Below are 23805 nucleotides of genomic sequence, written 5' to 3'. Positions count from 1 at the left end.
ATCAGCCTGCCGGCTTCAAGACATACCCGGCCCGGCGCAGGGTGTGAATCATCGGCTCCCGGCCGGCGTCGATCTTCTTGCGCAGGTACGAGACGTACAGTTCGACCACGTTGGCGTCGCCGCCGAAGTTGTAGCTCCAGACCCGGTCGAGGATCTGGGCCTTGCTCAGCACCCGGCGCGGGTTGCCCATGAAGTACCGCAGCAGCTCGAACTCGGTCGCGGTCAGCGTGATCTCGTCCGGCACCGCCGTACGCCGCAACTGCAGCCGGATCCGCGCCACCACCTCGCGGGCCAGGGCGATGGCCTGGGTACCGGTGCCGGCGACGCTGATCTCCCAGCCTTCGTAGCGCAGCGCCATGGTGAGCAGATCGGCGATGTTCGGCTCGTCGTCGACGACGAGGACCCGCAGCGGGCTGCCGTCCAGGCGGGTCAGCGGGCGGGTAGCGACGGTGGCGTTCGGCGTCATGTCCCCAGGATGTGCGCCCATTCCTGGCGCTTCCTGGACGAATCCTGGGGGCTTGCTGTGAATGCGGGCTTTCTCATCGGCTTCCCGGCTCCGGCACAGCCCGGCCACAGGTTCGGCCGCCAAGGTGTGGCCTCCGACCCCGACGATGCGTACGTCGTACACCCGGACGACGTACTTGCTGCCGGCATCCGGCTGCCGGGTGACCGTGGACCGTGAGCTGCGGTGGGAGTCGGCGTCGGGGTTCGTCCGGGCGGTCGGCCTGCTGATCCTCGAGAGCAGGACAGCACCCGGCTCGACGGCCGACCTGGACCGCGCGCTCTGGTCTCTCGGCCACCGCCCGGTCCGGCTGTCGAAGTACGGCACCGGCCTGTCGATCCTCAACCCGGACCTGCCAGGCAACAAGTGGCACCGCCTCGCAGAACCCCTGCGCGCCGCCGTGAACAATTACTGACTCGTCAGAGAAACTGTACTGCGCGACGTTGTTCCGTACAGCACCCGCGCGGCCCGGAGCAGGTTTTCCTCCGCGGCGATCAATGCGTCGAAAGTCCTGCCTCCCAACGGATTTCGTCAATGAGCGCATAAACAAGAGAGGAGAAAACTCGGAGGTGTGAAGTGGGGTTCGAGTGGGGAGGTTCGAGACGTTTCCGGATTCGCCTCCCCTTCGGGGGCCGGAAACCGGTAGCCTCGTGCAGCGCCCTCTGGGGGGAGGCCGCCGTACCATCACCCGACGATACTGCCGGAGAGCCCAAACCGGTCAGGAGACCACGTCTTGCAGGAGAACACCAGCACCAGTCCTGGCGAACTGGCGAACGTACCTCTCACCGGTGCGGACAAGGTCGCCTACGCCTTCTACGCTACTGCGGCCGCGGCCGCACTTGTCGGCCAGGTCTGGGCCGGCGTGACCCACATCCCCTGGCCCGAGACCGGCTTCTCGCCGTTCCTCAAGATCGCCCTCGTCACGCCCGCGGTGGCCGTGCTGGAGCTCGGTGGTGTCGCCACCGCCGCACTGGCCGACCTGCGCCGGCGCAAGGGTGAGCAGGCCTACGCCTACCGCGCGATGTCGTTCTTCGCGGCCCTGGTCGCGGTCGTCTTCAACGTGGTCGGTCACTGGCGGCCGGAGGAGCGGTTCCTGGCCTTCGGCTTCGGTGGCCTGTCCGCGTTCGCCTACGTGCTCTGGCTGATCCACAGCTCGGCCCGCCGCCGGGACGCGTTGCGCCGCGCAGGGCAGATGCGCGAGACAGGCCCGGTGTACGGCGTCATCCAGTGGGCCCGCGAGCCACGGGTCACCTGGCTGGCCCGGTCGCTGGCGATCGAGCACGGGTACGGCCTGTACGAGAGCCTGCGCGCGGCCCAGCACCAGATCCGGAACAAGTCCCGCCGTGAGGCCATCGCCGGAACCGTTGCCGAGTACATCCGTTCGGAGCACCAGGACGAACGGCTGGCCAAGATCGCCGAGACGACGTACGACCCGGACCGGCTGGCCGGGATGCTCGAGGAGCGGATCAACTACGAAGTCATCACCAACAAGCTGACCAAGGCGATCTCGCCGCCGCCGGAGCCGGCCGAGGACCGTCCGGTACCGGCTGCTGTCTGGGTGCTCGAGGGTGGGCAGCCGCGGCCGCTGCGGGCGGAGAGCACCGGGGTGCCGTTGCGCGACGAGGACGCCTGGACCGGCGAGCTGATGGCGATCGTCGATCAGAACGACAGCGACGAGTCGGTCGCCGAGGCGGTCGTCGTCGAGGACGAGAGCGAGCCGCAGCACGTCGTCCAGAACGGTACGGCGTCCTCGGCGAACGGATCGGTGAACGGATCGGTGAACGGCAAGCTCAAGCCGTTCGCACCGCAGCCGAAGGCCGAGCCGCTGGTGCAGAAGCCGCAGCCGCCGTCGCCCTTCGCCACCGAGACGGACACCGAGCCGCCGGCCCTGATCAAGACTCCGGCGGTCGAGCCGGTCGTCGTGACCAAGCCCGCGGAGCCCGTTGTCGTCACCAAGCCGGTGGAGGACGAAGCGGTCGAGCCGACGGATCTGGAGAAGAAGCGCACCCGCGCGTGGAACATGCTGGCCGACTGGCCGGAAGGTCACGAGCGCACGGCCGCGAACCTCGCCCGCGCGATCAACTGCAGCGAGCCGATGGCGACCCGCTTCATCGAGCAGTACGAAGCCGAGCACGGGCTCGTCTTCAGCTCGCAGAACTGACCGACCACGCTGCCGGTGAGCCTCAGCCGAGGTTCACCGGCAGTTCGGCCAGACCGCTGACCAGGACGCGGCGCCATTCGAGGTCCTCGGCGGGCTTGGCCAGGCTCATCCGGGGGAAGCGTCGTACCAGCGCCAGCAACGATTCCTGCAGCTCGATCCGGGCCAGCTGGGCGCCGAGACAGAAGTGCGGGCCGAAGCCGAACGACAGGTGCTTGTTGTCCTTCCGGTCCAGCCGCAGCTCGTCGGGTTCGTCGTACGTGCGGGGATCGCGGTTGGCCGAGTTCAGCGCCGCCATCACGCCTTCACCGGCCTTGATCTGTACGCCGTGCAGCTCGACGTCCTCGATCGCGACCCGCAACTGGCCGACCTCGCTGAACCGGTTGAACCGCAGCAGTTCCTCGACCGCCGACGGCACCAGGTCGTGGTTCGCGACGAGCTTCGCCCAGTTCTCCGGCCAGCGCAGCAGGGTCGCGACGCAGCTGGAGATCTGGTTCGCCGAGGTCTCGTGGCCGGCCACGAGCAGGTTCACGCCGAACGCGATCAGCTCGTCCTGACTGAGCCGATCACCTTCCTCGCGGGCCCGCACCAGTTCGTCCAGCAGGTCCTCGGCCGGCTGGTCGGCATTCGCCAGCTTCTTGGTCACGAGCGCCTCGATGTACGCGGTCAGGCTCGTCATCGCGTCCTCGACGAGATCCTTCTCCGCCATCCGCATGCTGTACCCGAGCTCGGTCCACTCCCGGAACTGCTCACGGTCCTCATACGGTACGCCGAGCAGCTGGCAGATCACCTGGATCGGCAGCGGCAACGCGACCAGCTGCCGGATGTCTGCACCGTCCCCGGCCGCAGCCACGTCCCCCGCCAACTGCGCGGACAACTCGGCCACCCACGGCCGGGTCCGCTCGATCCGCCGATGTGCGAACGTCGACGACACCAGCTTCCGCAACCGGGTGTGCTCCGGCGGGTCCGTCGTGGTCAGACTGTTCGGCATCGGCTTGGCCAACGCGACCCGCGGCGCGCCCTGCTTCACCACCGCCGCCCGCGAGAACCGCGGATCCGCGAGCACCAGCCGCACGTCGTCGTACCGGGTCACCAACCAGACCTCGGCCCCCGCCAACGTCCGCACCCGCGCCACCGGCCGGTTCTCCCGCAACTCGGCGAACGTGGGCGACGGATCAAACCGAAACGCATCATCGAACGGAATCTCGAGCACCGGCTCCGACATACCCCCGACCCTAAACGCCTTAGGTAACCCTTCGCTCGCTCCTCAGCGCGTCTGGGTGGGGCGAACCGCCAGGCCATCACAATCGGCCGCCGACCACGCCGCCACGCGGCGACGGTCGATGCGGGGTGGCGATTGTGATGGCCTGGCGGTCCGCAGATGAGCTCAGGCTGCGGTGACGGGCAGGCCGACGAGGCGGGCGCTTTCGTCCCAGAGGTGGTCGCAGCGGGTTGGGTCGGTGGTGTGTGGGGCGGTCGGGACGGCTTGGCGTTTGACGAAGAACTTGCCGGTGATGCCGGCGACCTCGGCGGAGGTGGCGAGCCAGGAGGGCGTGTCGGCGCCGACGTCGGGACCAGGGGTGAAGCGGTCGAGGATGCCGGCGCTGAGGCGGAGCAGGCCGCGGGCGTCACGGCCGAGGCCGGTGTCGCGGATGATGCCGGGGTGGGCGCCGTTCACGGTGATGGCGCTGCCGGCCAGCCGCTGGGCGAGGGCGTAGACGAACATCGCGTTCATGTTCTTGGTCCGCCCGTACGCCGCGAACGGACGGAAGCTCGGGATCGGAGCCAGGCCGTCACGGCTGTCCAAGCGGTCTACGTCGACCGGCACCCGGCGCAGCAGCGTCGGCGAGGCGCCGACGACCACGAAGCGAGCCGGCCGATCGCCGAGCGCCTCGGCCAGCGATCGAAGCAGCAGGTACGGCGCCAGGTGGTTCGTCGCGAGGAGTCGCTGGATCCCCTCCGAGGTGACGTCGTCGATCGGTGCGACCACAGCAGCGTTGCTGATGACAACATCCGGCGGCTCGTCGCCGAGTCGGTCGGCCAACCGTCGTACCTCGGCCATCAACGACAGATCGGTGACATCCAGGTGCAGGTCCGCACCCGGTACGGCGGCCTCGATCCGCCGGGCCGCATCCGACAGGCGCTCCGCGCTGCGGCCGACGAGGACGACCGACATCCCTTCCCTGGCAAGTCTTTCCGCGATCGCGGCTCCGATCCCGCCGCTCGCTCCGGTGACAACCGCTCGCATCTGTTCCTCCTTCTAGGTTGACGCTGTCAACCATAGGCAGACCAGGTTGACAACGTCAACCAGGATGCCGGGCGCTACGATCGCGGGATGGGGACGCGGGAGGATCTGATCGAGGTCGCCACCGGGCTGCTGGACAGCGGTGGGGTGCCCGCGGTGACCCTGCGCGAGGTCGGGCGACTGGCCGGCGTGTCCCACAATGCGCCGTACAAGCACTTCGCCGACAAGCAGGCGCTGCTGGCGGCGGTCGCGGCGCAAGACCTCGAGCGGAATGGCGCGCTGATCCAGCAAGCCGTCCTGCGGAAGCGGTCGGCCAAGGCGGCGTTGAGCGAGGCGATGGGCCGCTACATCGCCTGGGCGCTGGAGTACCCGGAACGCTTCCGGCTGGTCTTCGGTCGCTGGACGGTCGAGTCCGCCGAGCTCACTGCGGCGGCCGAGAGCGCCCAGGCCGGACTGGTCGGCCTGGTCGAAGCCGCCCAGGCCGCCGGCGCACTCCCCGCCGGCGACCCGGTCCGTCTCGCATCCCTGGTGCGCTCAGTAGCCCACGGCGCCGCCGACCTCGCAGCCACCGGCCACCTGTCCGCCACCGGCAAAGGCCACGCCAGCCCACAACAGTTGGTGGACGACCTCCTCGCCTATCTGGAGGCATCCGTGAAGGCGCGGCGGTAGGCGGTCGGACCGGTCGCGACCGTCAGGGAACAGTCTGGCGCCGGAGTCAGATCAGCGTCTCGACCAAGGATCGGGCGTGATTGGCCGGCCCTTCGATGCCGAGTGCCTGCACTGACGCATAGGCACCCTCGAAGATCAGCGTCAGATGCGTCGCCAGCCGATCGGGGTCGTCTGACGTCAAGTCCTTGGCCAGTACGGCGAACTGGTCGTGCACCCACTGCTTCAACCGGACCGCCTGCTGGTGACTCGCCACCCTTCCGTCCGGGAACTCGGTGAGCACCATCAGGAACGGGCAGCCTCGACAGACGTCCGGCTGGAGCATCGCGTTCTGCTCGTCGAAGAGCGCCAGCACGCGCTTGCGTGGATCGTCGCCACCGCGATCGAGCGCCGTACGGAACCACTCGCGATAGGCCTCGTGTGCGCGGTCGACGTACGCCGCGATCAGGTCGTCCTTGGACGCGAACAGCCGGTACAACGTGGTCGGCGCGATGCCCGCCTCGGCGGCGATTCGGTCGACGCCGATCGCCCGGATGCCCTGCCAGTAGAAGAGCTCGTGCGCGACCGCGAGCACGTGCTCACGTGTCTCGGCGGAACTCCTCCGGGTCGTCACAGGTTCCAGGGTAGCAATGTTAGGGATCGTTCCCTATCGTCTATGTTAGGGATCGTTCCGCTTTGGATTCGAGAGAAGGACCATCGATATGAGCTTGCAGGGGAAGACAGCACTGGTGACCGGCGGTTCGCGCGGGATCGGGCGGGCCGCGGCCGAACGACTGGCGGCGGACGGCGCGCGGGTCGCGGTGCACTACAGCACGAACGAGACGGCGGCGAAGGAGGTCGTCGAGGCGATCACGGCCGCGGGCGGTGAAGCGTTCGCGGTGCAGGCCGAGTTCGGGACGGACGGCGCGATCGATGCGCTGTACGACGGACTGACCGCCGGGCTGGACGGCGCCGGCCTGGACATCCTGGTGAACAATGCCGCGATCGTCGACTACGACGACAACATCCACGACGTCACACCTGAGGCGTTCGACCGGCTGATCGAGATCAACGTGAAGGCGCCGCTGTTCCTCACCCAGCGGGTGCTGCCGTTGATCCCGGACGGCGGCCGGATCGTGAACGTGTCATCAGGCGTCACCTGGTTCGCCCAGCCGGAGATCACCTACGGCATGACGAAAGGCGCCCTCAACGTCTTCACCCGGTCGCTGGCACGCACCCTCGGCCCTCGTGGAATCACCGTGAACACGGTCTCGCCCGGGATCACCGAAACCGACATGAATGGCTGGCTCCAGGACCCGACGTCCGCCGCTCGCGTCGCCGCGATGGTCGCCCTCGGCCGCCACGGCCAGGCTCCCGACATCGCCGACGTCATCGCCTTCTTCGCCTCCGACGACTCGCGCTGGGTCACCGGTGAAGTCCTCGAGACCAACGGCGGTCTGTGGCTGGGGCCCAACGAACGGTGATGGCGTACCGAAGAACGGGTAGTGCGGCGGTCGCCGCGCGCTGTGGCGGCGCCACCGCGCCGCAGCGGCCCTCGGGCTGCCGACTACTACCCGTTCTTCGGTACGGCGACTACTTGGTGCCGAAGGTGTACGTCGTGGTGGAGGTGTAGGTCTGGCCGGGGCGGAGGACTGTGGAGGGGAAGTTGGGGTGGTTGGGGGAGTCAGGGAAGTGCTGGGTTTCGAAGGCGAAGGCGTCGCCCTGGCGGTAGGACTTGTTCCCGATGCCCTGGAAGGTGCCATCGAGGAAGTTGCCGCTGTAGAACTGGGCGCCCGGTTCGGTGGTGTGGACCGTGATGGTGCGGCCTTCCTCCGGCTCCCAGAAGCGGGCGGCGTAGCGCAGGCCGTCCTTGCCGGGGTCGGCGCCGAGGACGAAGTTGTGGTCGTATCCGCGCCCGACCACGAGCTGCGGGTGGTCGTCCCGGATCCGCTTGCCGATCGGAGTGGGCTTGCTGAAGTCGAACGGCGTACCGGCCGTCGGTGCGATCTCGCCGGTCGGGATCAGCCCGGCGTCGACCGGGGTGTACGACGGTGCGTCCATCTGCAGCACGTGGCCGTCGATCGACCCGCTGCCCTCGCCGGCCAGGTTGAAGTACGCGTGGTTGGTGAGGTTCACGATGGTCGGCTTGCCCGCGACGGTCGCGTGGTAGTCGATCCGCAGCGTGTCGCGCCGGTCGAGTGTGTAGGTGACGGTCGTGGTGAGCTCACCAGGGAAGCCCATCTCGCCGTCCGGGCTGACGTAGGTGAAGGCGACGCCGACAGCCTTCTCGGACTGGACGACCTTCGCCTTCCAGACCCTCTTGTCGAAGCCGATGGTGCCGCCGTGCAACGCGTTCTCGCCGTTGTTGACCGGGATCTGGTACTTCGTCCCGTCCAGGGTGAACTGGCCCTTCGCGATCCGGTTGCCGTACCGGCCGATGGTCGAGCCGAAGTACGGGCTGAGGGCCGCGTAGTCGGGCAGGTTGTCGAACCCGAGGCTGATGTTCTCGGTCCGGCCGCGCCGGTCCGGAGTCTCGACCCGCTGGATGGTGGCGCCCCAGGTCAGCATCGAGATGGTGACCCGGCCGTTGGTGAACGTGTAGACGTCCACCGCCTGCCCGTCGGGGGTGGTGCCGAACGGGTCCTTGCGGATCTCGAACCTGCCGTGATGTTCGCCCATGGCGGTCAACTTATCCGGCGTACCAGCGGTCGAACTGGCCTGGGTGGCGGCATCCGCAGTGCTGCTGAGAGCGCCCGCGGCGGCGGCACCCAGCCCGAGCGCGCCGGCCGTACGCAGGACCTGGCGGCGGGGTAGGTGGTCGGGCATCGCATTCCCCTCACTTGAATCGACGATTGGCGGCGAGAGCCCAAAAAATCAACAGAGCCACGCCGACCGGGGCACCATAAGCAGACTGGTCCAGTGTTTGGAATAGTTCGTCACCGTTCGAATTCGTCCGATGACTGCACGACGATCGAAAGGCTCCGCACCCGCTGACCGGATCGGTCCGGCCCCCGCCCCGATCGGGCCTTCTCCGGTACGGCGGCCGGCCGCGAGCATGGACGTCATGAGCCGAACCGCACTGATCGTGATCGACGTCCAGGAATCCTTCCGGGTCCGACCGAACTGGCAGGCCGTGAACCACCCCGACATTGCCGACCGCGTCGACCGCCTGGTCCGGGCGGCCCGGGACAAGGGCGACCTGGTGGTCTGGGTGCTGCACACCGAGCCGGGCACCGGCGGTGCGTTCGACCCGGTCAACGGTCACGTCCGTCTGATCGAGGGGTTGGAGCCGCTCGACACAGAGCCCGTGATCACCAAGACGTCCCACAACGCCTTCACCACAACGAATCTGCAGCAGCTCCTCACCCAGCACGGCGTCACCGAGCTCGTGATCAGCGGCATCCGCACCGAGCAGTGCTGCGAGACGACCACCCGGGTCGCCTCCGACTTCGGGTACGACGTCGTGTTCGTCACCGAGGCGACCGCGACCACCCCGCTCCCGCATTGGACGATGCCCGTCGACGCGACGCTCGAGGAGATCCTGGCCGATCCGCGGACACTCAGTCCCGAGGTCGTCACCGAACGAACCGAGTACGCCCTGGCCGGCCGGTTCGCCACCATTCGGACGCTCGACGAACTGACCGCCGTACCCGTGCCATCCTGACCAGATGATGCCCACCCAGGTCGCCTTTCTCCTGGTGCCGAAGTTGCACCTGCTGGATCTGGCTGGGCCGGCGCAGGTCTTCTCGACCGCGAACGACCTCGGCTACGGCTACCAGTTGAGCTACGTGGCCGAGACCGACGAGATCCTCACGGCGCAGGGTGTGCCGGTGAAGGCCCGGCTGGACTGGCCCGACCTCGGTCCGAACGACCTGATCGTCGTACCGGGGTGGAGGTCGCCGCGGTTGTCGCCGACTCCGCCGATCGGGCCGGAGACCAGGCAGCGGTTGCGCAGTCATCACGCGGCCGGGGGATCGGTGGCGAGTGTGTGTTCGGGGGCCGATGCGCTCGGGGCGGCCGGATTGCTCGACGGTCGGCGGTACACCACGCATCACGACCTGACCGACGAGCTGGCGGCGCGGTACCCGAAGGCGACGATCGTGCGGGACGTCCTCTATGTCGTGGACGATCGCGTGATCACGTCCGCTGGGATCGCCAGTGGGATCGACCTCGCGCTGCATCTCGTCGCCGGCGCGTGCGGTGCCGAGGCGGCTGCGCGGGTGGCGCGGGAGATGGTCGTCTACGCGCGTCGGAACGGTGACGAGTTGCAGGAGAGCGCGATGTTGCGGCATCGCGGTCACCTCAGCGATCTCGCGCACCGGGTGCAGGACGTCATCGATGCCAAGTACGCCGACCGCCTACTGCTCTCCGACCTCGCCCACCAGGTCGGCGTGAGCGAGCGGACCTTGACCCGGATCTTCACGTCCGCAACCGGGCTGACCCCACTCCGGTATCAGCAACTCCTGCGGCTCGAACGCGCCGAACACCTGATCGGCCACGGTACGACGGTCGAGGCCGCGGCGCGTGCGGTCGGCTTCGAGGACGCTCGCATGCTTCGCCGCCTCCGCTCCCGCACCGCCGAACCCGTGGCCGGGTAGAGGTAAGTCCACCTCCGCTGGGGGCTCAAGACTCCTGAGTTCGTCTCGTGTTCCGGCCAGGCTCGTCCTGACCGAAACAACGAGAGGTGGACAGGGTGAGCAGGGGATCGGTAACTGTGCGCGTAGCGCGCTGGAGTGCTACCCATCCATGGCGGGCGATCGGCCTCTGGCTGCTGCTCGTCGTCGTCGCGGTCGGGATGTCGGTGGTCATCCCGAAGCAGCAGACGGAGAGCAAGGACACCTGGGTCGGCCAGTCCGGCCAGGCCGCGGAACTGATCGAGAAAGCAGGACTCGGCGACAGCCCGACCGAGACCGTGCTGCTGACCGATCCCGACGGGCCGCTGGACAAGGCGGCCGCGAGTACGGCGATCGCCCAGCTCCAGCAGAAGCTCAAGGGACTGGACTCGGTCCAGGCTGTCGGACAGCCAGTCTGGTCGGAGAACGGCAAGGCCGCACTCGTCCCGATGGAGCTGAAAGGTACGGCGGACGACGCCTCCGACCACATCGAAAAGATCGTCGCCACCACGGCCGAAGTGCAGAAGGCGAACCCGGACCTGAACATCGCGCAGGCCGGCAGCGCATCGGTCGATGCGGGGATCTGGAAGCAGGTCGGGTCCGACCTCGCGAAGGCGGAGAAGCTCAGCCTGCCGATCACGTTCGCGTTGATGTTGCTGGCCTTCGGTGCGCTGATCGCCGCTGGAATCCCAGTCCTGCTGGCGTTCTCGGCCGTCGGTGCCGCCCTCGGCTTCTACGCGCCGCTGTCCTATCTGTTCCCGGACGGTGGCTCGGTGGCGAACGTCGTACTGCTGATCGGTATGGCGGTCGGCGTCGACTACTCGCTCTTCTATCTCAAGCGTGAACGCGAAGAACGCCGCAAGGGTCGCGACACTCTCCAGGCAGTCGAGATCGCCGCGGCCACCTCTGGGCATTCGGTGGTCGTCTCCGGTCTCGCCGTGATCGTGTCGATGGCCGGCCTGTACGTCTCTCAGGACGCGACCTTCACGTCGATGGCTACCGCCACGATCGTGGTCGTCGCGGTAGCGGTGCTCGGTTCGCTGACTGTGTTGCCGGCGTTGCTCGCGAAGCTGGGTCACCGGGTCGACCGGCCGCGCGTCCCGCTGTTGTGGCGGCTCAACCGGCGCATCGGTCCGGGTGGCATCAGCCGCCGTATCCTGGCTCCGGTACTGCGTTATCCGCGCGCCGCACTGTTGCTGTCCGCGGCCGCAGTCGTGGCACTCGCCGTACCGGCTCTCGGGATGAAGACCGAGTCGGCCGATCTCAACACGCTGCCGCAGAGCATCCCCGAGGTACGCACGCTGAAAGAACTGCAGACGAACTTCCCGTCCCAGGGGGGTCTGTCGTACGACGTCGTCGCGCAGGGCGGAGGTGCGGTCGCGGGGTTGACCGGGCTGCAGGAGTCCGCAGTTCAGAGCGGCAAGTTCGTCGTACCGCCGGGAGAGGCGATTCGGCAGGCGAACGGGACCGCCGTGCTGACGCTGGTGTCGGTGCTGCCGGAGAACAGCGAGAACGCCTCAGCTGCGCTTGGTCAGCTGCGAAACGAGCTTGCTCCGGCCGCACTGGGGTCGGTGACCTGGGCGGTCGGTGGTGAGTCGGCGGAGTCGGTTGACTATGGCAACAATCAGCGGGACCGGCTGCCGTATGTGATCGCGTTCGTGCTGGCGCTGACGCTGGTGATGATGGCGGTGACGTTCCGGAGCCTGGCGATCGCGGTGGTGACCACGCTGCTGAACCTGGCCTCGGTGGCTGCCTGCTTCGGCGTACTGGCACTGGTGTTCCAGCACTCGTGGGCCGAAGGTCTGCTCGGGTTCACGTCGGCCGGGTTCGTGGTCTCGTGGATCCCGCTGTTCCTGTTCGTGATCCTGGTCGGGCTGTCGATGGACTACCACGTGTTCGTCCTCGGCCGGATCCGCGAAGGCGTCGCGGCGGGATTGACGCCACGCGAGGCCGTCCGCAAGGGCATCACCGAGTCGGCCGGTGTGGTGACCAGCGCGGCCGCGGTGATGGTCTCGGTGTTCGCCGTCTTCGCCACCCTCGGGATGCTCGAGATGAAGCAGATGGGCGTCGGCCTGGCCGTTGCCGTCCTGATCGACGCGACCCTGGTCCGGATCGTGATGCTGCCCTCGATCATGGTCCTGCTCGGCCGCAAGGCCTGGTGGCCGAACAAGCTGTCGGCCCGGCCCGCTCCTGAGGTCCGCGACCGGGAGTTCGCGGCGGTCTAGACCGTTTCGAACCTTTTCGCCGGAACCTGCGTCTACCTCTCCGACCAGGCCAACTCGGGGAAACGGGGGCGTCGACGAACAGGGGCGTTGACGTAGCGATGGGCGGGACGGGCACTACTCCGTCCCGCCCATCGGGGGTTACCTGAGCTTGTACGCCGTCGCCAGTTTGCCGACCGCGGCCTGCAGGTTCCCGGTGAGGAGCAGGTGCTCCGCATCGGAGGTGAGCTTCGACCTCGGCTCGTCGACGGTCTGCCCGATCCGGTTCTGCGCGATCCAGCGGGCGGCACTCACCACCGCATCGCCCTCGGCGTAGGAGTCGGCGTTGGTCCGCTCCAGGTACTTCGCGGACTGCTCGAGGGCGGCCAGCGCGAAAGTGCCCTGTGACCAGTCTTTGACGTGAAGTGCGATCCCGGCAGCAACACCTGCGGCCACCGCATACGGATCACGCTTCTGCAGCAGAGTGTTACGCGCCTCGGTCAGCTTCTGCCGAGCCGTCGCCTGCGTATTCAGGCCCCAGCCATAGGGGTACTGCGGATCGTAGGAAGCGTCACCGACATTCAGCGGCTGCTGGTCCTCCGTACGCGGCCAGCTGACCGGCAGGCGACCGGTGAACGGCCGCTTGCCGAAGAGAACGTCGGCAACGCCGGCACCCTCGGTCCCGGGAAGCCAGGACGCCACCAGAGCATCGATCGAACCGAGTTGGTCGGCGATGACCTGCGGCCGGCCGGACACGATCAGTACGACGCACTTCATCGCCGCACACACCTTGTCCACGGCGGCTTTATCGACGTCCGAGAGCAGCAGGTCGTGACCATTGCCCACGTCACCGATTCCCTCGGCGTACGGGCGTTCACCGACCACCACTACACCGACGTCATGACCCTCGACCGGAGCCGAGGCGTCCGCGCTGAACGTTGCCGACGGCACCACCTGCTTGATCCCGTCCAGGATCGTCGTACCGCTGGTCGTCGTACCCGAACCGCCTTGCCAGCTGATGCTCCAGCCGCCCATCTGGTTGCCCAGGTCGTTCGCGTTGCTCCCGGCAACGTAGACCTTCGATGTCACAGGCAATGGCAAGAGGTTGCCGTCGTTCTTCAACAGGACCTGGGACTTCGCCGCGGCCTCACGCCCGACTGCCCGGTGGGCGGCCGATCCCACGTCGGCGATCCGCGAGGTGTCGGCGTACGGCTTCTCGAACAGGCCGAGCTTGAACTTCTCGGTCAGGATCCGGCGGACCGCGTCGTCGATCCGTGCCGGCGGGATCCGGCCGGCGTTCACCTCGTCGGTCAGGCCCTGGGTGAAGCCCTGGTAGTTCGTCGGCACCATGATCATGTCGAGCCCGGCGTTGATCGACGTCCGGATGTCGCTCGGGTAGTCACCCGGCAGTTGGTCGATTGCCTGCCAGTCGCTGATCACGAACCCGTCGAAGCCCATCCGTTCCTTCAGCACTCCGTTGATCAGCTCACCGTTGCCGTGCATCTTCACCGGTGCCTGGCCGTCGACGGCAACACTCGAGTACGACGGCATCACGGTGCCGACCCAGAGATCCACCGACGTCTTGAACGGTGCCAGGTGCAACGTCTCCAACTGCTGACGGGTGACCTCGGTGATCCCCTGGTCGATCTTGTAGGAGCCGGTGGTCGACGAGCCGTACGTCGTACCGCCGTCACCGACGAAGTGCTTCGCCGTCGCCAGCACCCGGTTGTTCTGCTTGAGCTGACTGCCGTCGGCCTTGCCCTGCATACCGGTGATCACGGTCGCCATCGACCGCACCAGCGCCGGATCCTCGCCGTACCCCTCGTAGGCCCGGCCCCAGCGGTCGTCGCGCACCACGCAGACGCACGGCGCGAAGTCCCACGGGATGCCGGTCGCACGGACCTCGGTCGCGGTCACTTCGCCGGTACGACGGGCCAGGTCCGGATCGCGGGTCGCGCCGATGCCGATGTTGTGCGGCAGGATCGTCGCGCCGACCACGTTGTTGTGCCCGTGCACGGCGTCGACGCCGTAGATCAACGGGATCTGCAGCCGGGTCGCCTGCGCGTTCAGTTGGTAGTTGTCGATCATCGCCGCCCAGGCCGCCGGAGTGTTCGGCGTCGGCACCGAGCCGCCGCCGGACAGCAACGAGCCGAGCGCGTACGACGCGATGTCGGTGCGCGACCGGAGTGCGTTGCGTTCGGCCTGGGTCATCTGGCCGACCTTCTCGGCCAGGGTCATCCGGGCGAGCAGGTCCGCGACCCGCTTCTTCAACGGGAGCTTGCTGTCGAGGTACGGCAGGTCGTGCGCGTTGATCACGACGGTCGGCTGGGTCGACGGGGCCTTCGCTCCGGTGACGGTGAGTTCGAGCGGGATCGTCTCGGCGACTTCGGCGCTGCCGTCCTTGCGTGTCGCGACGTCCACGGTTTGTGAGGTGCCGGACGTCGTACCCGCTGGGAAGGTGATGCTCCCGGTGACTGGCGTGTAGTCGTCGGAGCCGGCGCTTCCGGTGCCGGTCTGGTAGGCGACGGTGACCGGTTCCTCGAGTGGCGTGCTGCCGGTGGTCGCGACGGAGATCTTGACCTTCGCGGTGCCGCCCTCCTTGACCGGGTAGACGCCGGCGTCGGTGACGACACTCGCCTTCAGCGCCGGGTCGGCCTTGCCGAACACCTCGACCTGGTCGATCGCGAACTCACCCGGTGACCCGGCCGGCATGGTGAAGGCGTAACCCCACATCTGCGTCAGGTTGAGAACCTGGTCGATGCCGCCGACCGGCTGGTAGTCGCCGCGGTAGACGAGGTCGCTGAACGGGATCTCGACCAGGTGCCAGCCCTGCCAGTCGTCGGTGAAGCTGGTGTTCCACAGCTCGGAGGCCTCGGCGTTGGCGCCGCCGTCCTTGATCTCGAAGAAGATCCGCTTACCCGATCCCGGCGGCAGCGGCGCAGTGTTCTGCCCGTACCACCAGAACCGGATGCCCTTGTGCGCCGACCAGTCACCAGGGTTCTGGTCGAACGTCACGTCATGGCTGAACCCGCCCCACCCGCTGATGTTGTAGGTCCCGTGCAATACCTTCTCGCCGGCCGGTGCGTCCGCGCGGGCCTGCAACTCCATCGTCGGCGGATCGTCCCCGTCACTGCCCCACCCGAAGATTCCCGGATTCGGCGGCGACGCGAACGGTTCGGCTCCCTCGAACGCCGCCAGCACGATCGGCGCCGGATCGTCCGCCACCGCCGGTAGCGGCAACAGCCCGATCAACAGCGCACCGGCGGTGATCAACGCCGTACGACGTCTGGATCGGCGAACAACAGGCCACCTGGGCATGGGCGACTCCTAGGCTCCGGCGCGGGCCGCACACCCGCGTCACGCGCCCGACTCTCAGCGCTGCCGAACCCCCGGTCAAGACCTCACCGGTTCCGGAACTAGAGCGCTCTCACACAGCACCTCCAGACGCATGCACGGCCGCGACGTCGGGAGGGATTCAGAAGTTGGAGTGGTCTGATTGAGTGCAAATTCAGTAGTCAGGTTGATGGACCGGGGCGGGGGCGGTTGGAAAGGATGTCAGCATGACTACACGTTTCGGCATTTTCGTTCCGCAGGGCTGGAAGATGGATCTGGCGCAGATCGCGGATCCGATCGAGCAGTGGGAGGCGATGACCGCGGTCGCCAAGCGAGCCGACGACCAGTCGTGGGACTCCATCTGGCTGTTCGACCACTTCCACACCGTGCCGGAACCGAGTGACAACACCACCTTCGAGTGCTGGACCGCGACCGCGGCGCTGGCCCGCGACACCCAGCGGGTGAACATCGGCCAGATGGTCGGCTGCAACGGGTACCGCAACCCGGCCCTCTACGCGAAGATCGCGTCCACCGTCGACGTCGCCAGCCACGGCCGCTTGTACGCCGGGATCGGCGCGGGCTGGTACGAGCACGAGTGGAACGCGTACGGCTACGAGTGGACCGACACCAAGCCCCGGATGGCCGCCTTCCGCGAGGCGACCGAGATCATCTACAAGATGTGGACCGAGGACAAGCCGGTCTACGACGGCAAGTACTACTCGATCGACAAGCCGATCAACGAGCCGAAGGGTGTCCGCAAGCCGCACCCGAGCTTCTGGATCGGCGGCGGCGGTCCGCAGGTGACGCTGAAGCTGGTCGCGCAGTACGGCGACGCGGCGAACATCGGCGGCGGCAACCCCGAGGTGATCAAGGAGAAGTGCGACATCCTGCGGCAGCACTGCGAGAAGGTCGGCCGCGACTACGACGAGATCATCAAGTCGACCAACTTCAACATCTTCCCGATCGACAAGGGTGACGACCCGCAGCGGGCGACCGAGAAGGCACTCGGCCCGATGAACCGGGAGAAGTTCGACCGGGACAACGTCATCGCCACCGAGGACGAGATCGCCGACAAGGTCGAAGCCGCCCTCGAGGCCGGCGCCGACTACGTGAACTTCTACGTCCCCGGCGTCGCCTACGACCTCGACCTCGTAGACCGCGCCGAGCAGGTCGCCAAGCGCTTCGCGTAACCCACCTTGAGAACCCACCGATCACTTTCTCGCGCCGAGAATGGTCGGTGGGTTCTCAACGTCGTGACCAGAACCGGTCATGGCGGATGTACGTCAGCCAGAGCGGTGGACCGAGGCTGAGGGCAACTGTCAGGCTCCCGAAGATGGCCTCGCGTGGGTCGGGGCATCGGGAGGTATCCCTGTGACCGTCCGATCGTCACGTCTCGCGAAGAGCCTGCTCGCGATGGTGGTCGCCAGTTCCCTGACGCTGGCGACCACCTCGGCACAGGCCGCCGACAACAACAGCGCCGCCGACGACAACAGCGCCGACGCCAGGCCGACACCTGGTGCGAGCACGCACCGGATCACTCTCGTCACGGGTGACGTCGCCGAGTTGACCACCAGCTCGAACGGCCAGGTCTCCGCCCGGCTGACCAATGACGAGCCGTACTACTTCGGCAACTTCGACGGCGACCTCACTCTGGTCCCCGCGGAGGCGTACCCGCTGCTCACCGAAGGCCGCCTCGACCAGCGGCTCTTCAACCTGACGGATCTTGTTGCGCAGGGGTACGACGACGCGAGCAGCGACCGGCTGCCGCTCCTCCTCACCGCGCCGTCGACCCTGCGCAGCACCCCGGCCGCACCACAGGCCGCGTCACTCCGCCGTACCCTGCCCAGTGTCGGCAGCACCGCCGTCAGCGTGCAGAAGTCCGACGCCAAGACCTTCTGGGACGGCGTCAGCGGGCCGACCACGTTCAAGACCAGTCAGCTGACCAAGATCTGGCTCGACGGCCGCACCCACGCCACCCTCGACCAGTCCACGAAACAGATCGGTGGCCCGACCGCCTGGAAGGCCGGGTACGACGGCCGCGGCGTCAAGGTCGCCGTCCTCGACACCGGGTACGACGCCGGCCACCCCGACCTGGCCAAGCAGGTGATCGCCTCGGAGAGCTTCATCCCCGACCAGGCGGTCCAGGACCTGCACGGCCACGGCACCCACACCGCGTCGATCGTGGCCGGCCTCGGTACGGCGTCCGACGGCAAGCGCAAGGGGGTCGCACCGGGCGCGGAACTGCTGATCGGCAAGGTGCTCGACAACAGTGGTAGCGGCCTCGACTCCGAGGCGATCGCCGGGATGGAGTGGGCCGTCCAGCAGGGCGCCAAGGTGGTCAGCATGAGCCTCGGCGGCTGGCCGACCGACGGCTCCGACCCGATGAGCCAGGCCGTCGACCAGCTCTCCAAGTCCAGCGGCGCGCTGTTCGTCATCGCGGCCGGAAACTCCGGCGCCGAGGAAACCATTGGTTCTCCCGGTACGGCGGCCGAGGCGCTCACCGTGGGCGCGGTCGACCGCGACGATCAGCTCGCGAACTTCTCCAGCCGCGGCCCCCGCCTCGGCGACGGCGCGCTGAAGCCCGAGGTGACCGCGCCCGGCGTCGAGATCGCGGCCGCCCGCGCGGCCGGCACCGATCAGGGCAACGTGCTCAGCCAGTACTACACGGCGATGAGCGGCACCTCGATGGCGACTCCGCACGTCGCCGGCGCCGCCGCGATCCTGGCCCAGCGCCACCCGGACTGGACCGGCCCGCAACTCAAGGCTGCCCTTGCCGCGACCGCTGTCCCGTCGGCCGCGGCAAGGGCCGACCAGCAGGGCCTCGGCCGGATCGACATCCCGAAGGCGCTCGACCCGAAGGTCCTGCCGGACACCGCGAACCTGTTCTTCGGCGACCTGTCCTGGACCGGGGACGCCGCTCCGGCTCCGGTCACCCGCACGGTTGCCTACCGCAACAACTCCACCCGGCCGGTCACCGTCGACCTGACCGTCGGCGCCCAGTCGCCGGCGAAGGTCAGCGCCGCGGTCACGGTCAGCCCGGTCCGGCTGACGATCCCGGCCGGAGGTACGGCGTCCGCCACCGTGACCCTCGATCTGGCCAAGACGCAGCCGGCCAAGTATTCCGGCGTCCTCACGGCCCGTTCAGGCAGTACGTCGTACCGGACTGGGCTCGGGTTCGCGGCCGGCGGGCGGATGCACCAGGTGACGGTGAAGGGGATCGGGCGCGACGGTCAGCCCGCGACCACGAAGGCCGGGGCGAGCGGTGTCCAGTTGTGGAACCAGGACACCGGCGACGTGGCGGCGATCGCGTTCGACAAGACGGGCACCCGGATCCTCGAGGTGCCGACCGGGCGGTACAGCGTGATGGCCTACGCGATGGGCGGTGACGAGGCCAACTGGACGAACTCGGTCACCCTGATGGGCGATCCGGACGAGTGGATCGACAGCGACCGCACCTTCACCTTCGACGCCCGGACGGCGCACAAGGTGACGGTGAAGACCCCGCTGCGGACCGACGCGCAGCGCATCGGCGTCGCCTGGCACCGCAAGATCGGCGACCGGGACGCGGTCTCCGGCTGGGCGTTCAACGGACGCGTCGCCGACGGCGTCTACTCGCAGGACTTCGGAAAGGTTGCCAACGGCACCTTCCAGGTCGTGCAGCGCTGGGACCTCGCCCAGCCCAAGCTGACCGTCGACGTCGCCGGCACCGGCAGCAGCTTCCGCTTGCCGACCCCGGACGAGGCCTCGAACCGCACTGTCTTCGTCGGGAACGAGAAGCTGCCGCTCCACAACGGCGGTGACGGTACGGCGGCCGAGCTGGCCGGAGCCAAGGACAAGGTGGCGCTGATCCGGTGGGTGTCGCTGAACCAGGTGGCGAAGCAGGTCAAGGCGGCGAAGGACGCCGGCGCCAGAGCCGTCTTCATGTACAACGAGAAGCCCGGCTTCTGGTCGACCGGCTCCGAGCAGGGCATCCCGTTCTACCTGCTGGGCGCTGAGGAGGGGAAGCAACTGCTCGACGTGCTGGCGAAGGGGCCGGTGACCTTCCAGCTCAACGGTCTGCTCGACAGCACCTACCGGTACGACCTGGCCGTCGGGCCGTCTGTGGTGAGGGGCCCGCTGACGTATGACATCGCGAAGATGCGCCCGGCAGCGGTGACCACGGACTTCCTCCGCAACGACGCGTGGCACCTGCACACCGAGCAGCGGATCGCCCACCTGCCAGGCATTTCCACCGGTCTCTCCTCGAGCCGCCTGGTCACCGGTCCGGTCACCCGCACCGACTATCTCGCCACTGATCTCAAGGGCGTCACCTGGGACGAGAAGACGTCGGCAGGGGAGTGGAACGAGTCCGGGTGGGAGTACACCATCGCCCGCGGCTACCGCCCGAACGAGAAGGTCAGCCGCGGTTGGTGGGAGCCGCTGATGCGTCCCGCGACCCCGTACAACGCCACCGGCAGCGAGTCACAGGGTCTGCCCGCAGCCCGGTTCGAGAACGCGCTGCGGATCGCGATTCCCCAGTACGTGAGCGGCGACGGCGACATCTACGGTTGGGGCGACCGCGGTGACGTGACGAGTCTCAAGCTCAGCAGCAACGGGGTCGAGCTCGGCAGCAAGAACTGGTCCGTCGCGCAGTTCGCGGTTTCGGAGAAGGCCGCCTGGTACGACCTGGTCCTGGACCAGAGGCGCGGCCCGAAGAGCTGGGCGACCACCTCGACCGCGACCCACACCGAGTGGCACTTCCTCTCCAAGCCGGCAAAGACCCGCTCAGTGCTGCCGCTCGTGCAGGTCGACTACAAGGTGGCCAACGGCTGGCTCGAGCTGACACCTGGGTACCAACCGGGCGTGCGCGGGCTGAACCTCTTCCGGACCACCGCCGAGATCTCGTACGACGGGAAGACGTGGCAGCGGTTGTCGCTCAGCCCGCGGGGACTCGGCGGCACGGTGGGTGCGCGGATCCCGGTTGCTCCAGCGGAGGCGTCGTACGCGAACATCCGGGTGACGGCGACCGATGTGGTGGGCAACAAGATCAGCCAGACGATCGAGAAGGCCTGGGCCGTAGAACGATAAAGGGCGACGCCACGAAGCCGGGGGGAGGTGCTCCGTGGCGTCGCCAGGGGCGCGCCCAGGGAGGGGTGGGGGCAGGCGCGCCGGTCCAGTAGTCCAGGTCAGCTTCCGCCGATGCCTCCGCCGAGAACGCCCAGCAGCCCGAGCAGGGACAGCAGGTTGCGGATGACCTGGTCGACGGCCTTGGTGCCGCCGGTCTGGTAGGCGGTGACGCACTTCTGCAGCTGGTCCTGCGTCGGCTTGGTGATGGTCACCTTCGCCATCTCCGCCTGGCAGTACTTCGTTGCCGTGGTCAGCTCGCCCACCGTGCTGCCGACCGTGCCGACGATCAGGCCGGCGGCCGTCTGCAGCGTGGCCACACCGGGTGCGCTCGGCGTCGTCGTGGTCGGCGGCTTCGGCGTCGGGACGGTCGGGTCGTCCGCGGGCGGCCTGGTGGTCGGCTTCGTCGTCGGGGTGGTGCTCGACGGCGGGTTGCTGGTGGGGTCGGTGCTCGGCTTGCCGGTCTGCTGCGTGGTCGACTGCGTCGGCTTCACCGTGCTCGGGTACGTCGGGTTGTCCACCGCCTGCGGCAGGTTGTCGTCGGCCGGGGCGTCGATCTCCTGGTCGCCGATCTGGTCGCCGGCCCGGTCGATGCCCTGGTCGTCGTCCTCGGTCCCGTTGCCGACCGCGATCCAGCTGCCACCGGCGTACGCCTTGGCGATGCTGATCACGAGATCGGCGTACTGCTGGGAGTGGTTGTAGCGCAGGACGGCCGAGTTCAGGTCGCTTGCCTTGGACAGGTCGGTCTTGCCGGAGCACAGGTAGACCGCGGTCGACATGGCCGCGTCGTCGATGTCCTGCGGGTTCCGGACGCCGTCGCCGTCACCGTCCACACCCATCGACCGCCAAGTGCCAGGGATGAACTGCATCGGGCCGACCGCGCGGTCGAAGGCGCCGTCACCGTCGAACGCACCCGCGTCGGTGTCGGTGATCCGCGCCGTACTGACGCCGTCCAGCCGGGGGCCGAAGATGCCCGGGACGGCGACGCCCTGGGAGTTCAGCGCATTGCCGCCGAAGCGGCCGTGGTTCGACTCGACCCGGCCGATCGCGGCCACCAGCGTCCACGGCAGGTTGCAGCCCGGGTCGACCTGCGCCATCACCTGCTGGGCCCGGGAGTACGCCTTCAGGGCGAGCGTGGGGATCCCGTTGCGGGACAGACCGGAGACGACCTGGGTCGGCTGCTCACCGGGGTCGACACCGTGGCCGACCTGACCGGGCACCGGCACGTTGGCCGGCGCGACGATCGGTGTGGCCGGTACGACGACCGGATCCTTGCCGGCCAGACCCTGCTCGAGCGAGGCCGTGGCAACTGCCGGATCGTCCGTGGCGCTGACAGTGAACGCGCTCGCGAACAACGCCAACGGGATCAGCGGCGCCACCTGACGCCACCCGCTACCCGTGGCGCGGCGCTTGCCCTTCGCCATCGATGATCCCCTCCGTGACTCATCGACCTGTCCGGCCCCACGCTGCAGACGGGTCATTTCGTCGTGTCGGTTGCCGTCGTTATTGGTCTAACGTCCGCCCCGTGCGTGGGTTACGCGCCGGACGAGACCGTGTACGAGCGGTCACCGGGTACCCATACTGGCGCGTAACAACGCACCTGTGAACCCCCTGGTCTCGGTTATCGGGGCCGATCCACCCTGCCCGCCCGCCGAACCGGCTGGCGGGTCGGGGAGAATGGCGGCCGTGCCCGACCACACAGAACAGTCCGCCGCGCTCTTCGACAGGGCCTCCGCAGTCACCCCGGGCGGAGTCAACTCTCCCGTGCGTGCGTTCCGCGCCGTCGGCGGCGTGCCGCGTTTCATGGCATCGGGTGACCGATGTCACATCACCGATGTCGACGGCAACCGTTATCTCGACCTGGTCTGCTCCTGGGGCCCGATGCTGCTCGGCCACGCCCACCCGGAGGTGACCGCCGCCGTCCAGGCCGCGGTCTCCCGCGGTACGTCGTACGGGACGCCGACCGAGACCGAAGTCCTGCTCGGTGAGGAGATCGTCGGCCGGACGCCGGTGGACAAGGTCCGGCTGGTGTCGTCCGGGACCGAGGCGACCATGTCCGCGCTCCGGCTGGCCCGCGGGTTCACCGGTCGCGCCAAGATCATCAAATTCGCCGGCTGCTACCACGGTCATGTGGACGCGCTCCTGGCCCAGGCCGGCTCCGGCGTCATCACCCTCGGCATCCCCGGTACGCCGGGTGTCACCGAGGCCACCACGGCGGACACGATCGTGCTGCCGTACAACGACCAGGCCGCCGTCACCGCCGCCTTCGCCGAGTACGGCGACCAGATCGCGGCCGTGATCACCGAGGCGTCGCCCGGCAACATGGGCGTCGTACCGCCGCGCGACAACTTCAACGCCTTCCTCGCCCAGGTGTGTACGGACAACGGCGCGCTGTTCATCTCCGACGAGGTGATGACCGGCTTCCGGATCACCCGCTCCGGTTGGTACGGCGTCGACGGCGTACAGCCGGATCTGATGACGTTCGGCAAGGTGATGGGCGGTGGTTTCCCGGCGGCGGCGTTCGGCGGGCGAGCCGACGTGATGGCTCATCTGGCCCCGGAGGGCTCGGTCTACCAGGCGGGCACGCTGTCCGGGAACCCGGTTGCCACCGCGGCCGGCCTGACCACGTTGCGGCTGGCAACCGACGAGGTCTACGCCAAGCTCGACGAGACCTCGGCCACCATCCAGCGGCTGGTCGGCACCGCGCTGGACAAGGAAGGTGTGCCGTACGTCATTCAGGCGGCCGGGAACCTCTTCAGCGTCTTCTTCGTGGAGTCCTCGGAGGGACCTGCCGAGATCCGGGACTTCGCCGGTGCGAACGCCCAGGTGCTGCCCCGGTTCGCGGCGTTCTTCCATGCGATGCTGGACGCCGGCGTCTACCTGCCGCCGAGTGCGTTCGAGGCCTGGTTCGTCAGCGCCGCCATCGACGATGACGCGCTGGCCGAGCTCGAGTCCGCCCTCGCCCCGGCTGCCCGCGCGGCAGCCGCAGTACGACAGAACTGAAG

17 protein-coding genes are annotated in these 23805 nt (G+C 68.2%); 10 read left to right on the top strand and 7 right to left on the bottom strand.

The genetic code is table 11. The features are described 5' to 3' along the window. Position 1: 1 nt before the first annotated feature. Positions 2-466, bottom strand: coding sequence for a response regulator transcription factor (locus V9K99_RS12310; RefSeq protein WP_337002148.1), 465 nt, complete (start codon positions 464-466; stop codon positions 2-4). Between the two features lie 124 nt (positions 467-590). Between V9K99_RS12310 and V9K99_RS12305 the strand changes: the two genes are divergently transcribed. Continuing rightward, the gene (locus tag V9K99_RS12305; RefSeq protein WP_337002149.1) at positions 591-917 is read left to right on the top strand and encodes a VTC domain-containing protein; all 327 of its coding nucleotides are present in this window, start codon (positions 591-593) and stop codon (positions 915-917) included. Between the two features lie 318 nt (positions 918-1235). Then, the gene (locus V9K99_RS12300; RefSeq protein ID WP_337002151.1) at positions 1236-2663 is read left to right on the top strand and encodes a hypothetical protein; all 1428 of its coding nucleotides are present in this window, start codon (positions 1236-1238) and stop codon (positions 2661-2663) included. 22 nt (positions 2664-2685) lie between these two features. Here V9K99_RS12300 and V9K99_RS12295 read toward each other — a convergent pair whose 3' ends face one another. Continuing rightward, complete coding sequence (locus V9K99_RS12295; RefSeq protein ID WP_337002153.1) at positions 2686-3885, bottom strand: cytochrome P450; 1200 nt, start codon at positions 3883-3885, stop codon at positions 2686-2688. Positions 3886-4047: 162 nt separating this feature from the next. Further along, positions 4048-4908 (bottom strand): SDR family NAD(P)-dependent oxidoreductase, encoded by an 861-nt coding sequence (locus V9K99_RS12290; RefSeq protein ID WP_337002155.1) that lies wholly within the window; start codon positions 4906-4908, stop codon positions 4048-4050. Between the two features lie 87 nt (positions 4909-4995). Here V9K99_RS12290 and V9K99_RS12285 point away from each other — a divergent pair, with 87 nt between their 5' ends. Next, positions 4996-5574, top strand: a complete 579-nt coding sequence (locus V9K99_RS12285) for a TetR/AcrR family transcriptional regulator (RefSeq protein ID WP_337002157.1) — start codon at positions 4996-4998, stop codon at positions 5572-5574. 46 nt (positions 5575-5620) lie between these two features. On the opposite strand, the gene V9K99_RS12280 is transcribed toward V9K99_RS12285, so the two are convergent. Further along, positions 5621-6184, bottom strand: coding sequence for a TetR/AcrR family transcriptional regulator (locus V9K99_RS12280; protein WP_337002159.1), 564 nt, complete (start codon positions 6182-6184; stop codon positions 5621-5623). A gap of 88 nt (positions 6185-6272) precedes the next feature. Here V9K99_RS12280 and V9K99_RS12275 point away from each other — a divergent pair, with 88 nt between their 5' ends. Next, a complete protein-coding gene (locus V9K99_RS12275; protein WP_337002162.1) occupies positions 6273-7034 on the top strand; it encodes an SDR family NAD(P)-dependent oxidoreductase in 762 nt (253 codons plus the stop codon). Positions 7035-7143: 109 nt separating this feature from the next. Here the strand turns inward: V9K99_RS12275 and V9K99_RS12270 are convergent, their stop codons facing one another. Continuing rightward, complete coding sequence (locus V9K99_RS12270) at positions 7144-8376, bottom strand: aldose epimerase family protein (protein ID WP_337002164.1); 1233 nt, start codon at positions 8374-8376, stop codon at positions 7144-7146. A gap of 238 nt (positions 8377-8614) precedes the next feature. On the opposite strand from V9K99_RS12270, the gene V9K99_RS12265 reads away from it, so the two are divergent. The 3 genes from V9K99_RS12265 (at position 8615) to V9K99_RS12255 (ending at position 12388) form a co-directional block, all read left to right on the top strand. Continuing rightward, positions 8615-9214 carry an isochorismatase family protein gene (locus tag V9K99_RS12265; protein WP_337002166.1) on the top strand — a complete coding sequence of 200 codons (600 nt, stop codon included), beginning with the start codon at positions 8615-8617 and terminating at the stop codon, positions 9212-9214. 4 nt (positions 9215-9218) lie between these two features. Further along, positions 9219-10148: a GlxA family transcriptional regulator gene (locus V9K99_RS12260; RefSeq protein WP_337002168.1), complete on the top strand. Its 930-nt coding sequence runs from the start codon at positions 9219-9221 to the stop codon at positions 10146-10148. 116 nt (positions 10149-10264) lie between these two features. After that, positions 10265-12388, top strand: coding sequence for an MMPL family transporter (locus V9K99_RS12255; protein ID WP_337002170.1), 2124 nt, complete (start codon positions 10265-10267; stop codon positions 12386-12388). Positions 12389-12526: 138 nt separating this feature from the next. On the opposite strand, the gene V9K99_RS12250 is transcribed toward V9K99_RS12255, so the two are convergent. Next, positions 12527-15682 carry a glycoside hydrolase family 3 N-terminal domain-containing protein gene (locus tag V9K99_RS12250; protein ID WP_337002172.1) on the bottom strand — a complete coding sequence of 1052 codons (3156 nt, stop codon included), beginning with the start codon at positions 15680-15682 and terminating at the stop codon, positions 12527-12529. A gap of 242 nt (positions 15683-15924) precedes the next feature. On the opposite strand from V9K99_RS12250, the gene V9K99_RS12245 reads away from it, so the two are divergent. Both V9K99_RS12245 and V9K99_RS12240 read left to right on the top strand, forming a co-directional pair. After that, positions 15925-16887: an LLM class F420-dependent oxidoreductase gene (locus tag V9K99_RS12245; protein ID WP_337002174.1), complete on the top strand. Its 963-nt coding sequence runs from the start codon at positions 15925-15927 to the stop codon at positions 16885-16887. A gap of 181 nt (positions 16888-17068) precedes the next feature. Next, entirely contained in the window at positions 17069-20764 is a 3696-nt protein-coding gene (locus V9K99_RS12240; RefSeq protein ID WP_337002177.1) for a S8 family serine peptidase, read from the top strand. Between the two features lie 98 nt (positions 20765-20862). On the opposite strand, the gene V9K99_RS12235 is transcribed toward V9K99_RS12240, so the two are convergent. Continuing rightward, the gene (locus tag V9K99_RS12235) at positions 20863-22224 is read right to left on the bottom strand and encodes a lytic transglycosylase domain-containing protein (protein WP_337002179.1); all 1362 of its coding nucleotides are present in this window, start codon (positions 22222-22224) and stop codon (positions 20863-20865) included. Positions 22225-22477: 253 nt separating this feature from the next. On the opposite strand from V9K99_RS12235, the gene hemL reads away from it, so the two are divergent. After that, positions 22478-23803 carry a glutamate-1-semialdehyde 2,1-aminomutase gene (hemL, locus tag V9K99_RS12230; protein WP_337002181.1) on the top strand — a complete coding sequence of 442 codons (1326 nt, stop codon included), beginning with the start codon at positions 22478-22480 and terminating at the stop codon, positions 23801-23803. Positions 23804-23805 lie beyond the last annotated feature (2 nt).

It is taken from the genome of Kribbella sp. CCNWLW201 (genome assembly GCF_037203805.1).
In the GTDB taxonomy this organism is placed as follows: Bacteria; Actinomycetota; Actinomycetes; order Propionibacteriales; family Kribbellaceae; genus Kribbella.
This window is presented reverse-complemented; position numbering and strand designations above follow the sequence as displayed.

What these genes read in the sequence shown, in the direction of transcription:
- V9K99_RS12310 (WP_337002148.1), bottom strand. Translation starts at nt 466, where the DNA reads ATGACGCCGAACGCCACCGTCGCTACCCGCCCGCTGACCCGCCTGGAC.
- V9K99_RS12295 (WP_337002153.1), bottom strand. Translation starts at nt 3,885, where the DNA reads ATGTCGGAGCCGGTGCTCGAGATTCCGTTCGATGATGCGTTTCGGTTT.
- V9K99_RS12290 (WP_337002155.1), bottom strand. Translation starts at nt 4,908, where the DNA reads ATGCGAGCGGTTGTCACCGGAGCGAGCGGCGGGATCGGAGCCGCGATC.
- V9K99_RS12285 (WP_337002157.1), top strand. Translation starts at nt 4,996, where the DNA reads ATGGGGACGCGGGAGGATCTGATCGAGGTCGCCACCGGGCTGCTGGAC.
- V9K99_RS12275 (WP_337002162.1), top strand. Translation starts at nt 6,273, where the DNA reads ATGAGCTTGCAGGGGAAGACAGCACTGGTGACCGGCGGTTCGCGCGGG.
- V9K99_RS12270 (WP_337002164.1), bottom strand. Translation starts at nt 8,376, where the DNA reads ATGCCCGACCACCTACCCCGCCGCCAGGTCCTGCGTACGGCCGGCGCG.
- V9K99_RS12265 (WP_337002166.1), top strand. Translation starts at nt 8,615, where the DNA reads ATGAGCCGAACCGCACTGATCGTGATCGACGTCCAGGAATCCTTCCGG.
- V9K99_RS12260 (WP_337002168.1), top strand. Translation starts at nt 9,219, where the DNA reads ATGATGCCCACCCAGGTCGCCTTTCTCCTGGTGCCGAAGTTGCACCTG.
- V9K99_RS12250 (WP_337002172.1), bottom strand. Translation starts at nt 15,682, where the DNA reads ATGCCCAGGTGGCCTGTTGTTCGCCGATCCAGACGTCGTACGGCGTTG.
- V9K99_RS12245 (WP_337002174.1), top strand. Translation starts at nt 15,925, where the DNA reads ATGACTACACGTTTCGGCATTTTCGTTCCGCAGGGCTGGAAGATGGAT.
- V9K99_RS12235 (WP_337002179.1), bottom strand. Translation starts at nt 22,224, where the DNA reads ATGGCGAAGGGCAAGCGCCGCGCCACGGGTAGCGGGTGGCGTCAGGTG.
- hemL (WP_337002181.1), top strand. Translation starts at nt 22,478, where the DNA reads ATGGCGGCCGTGCCCGACCACACAGAACAGTCCGCCGCGCTCTTCGAC.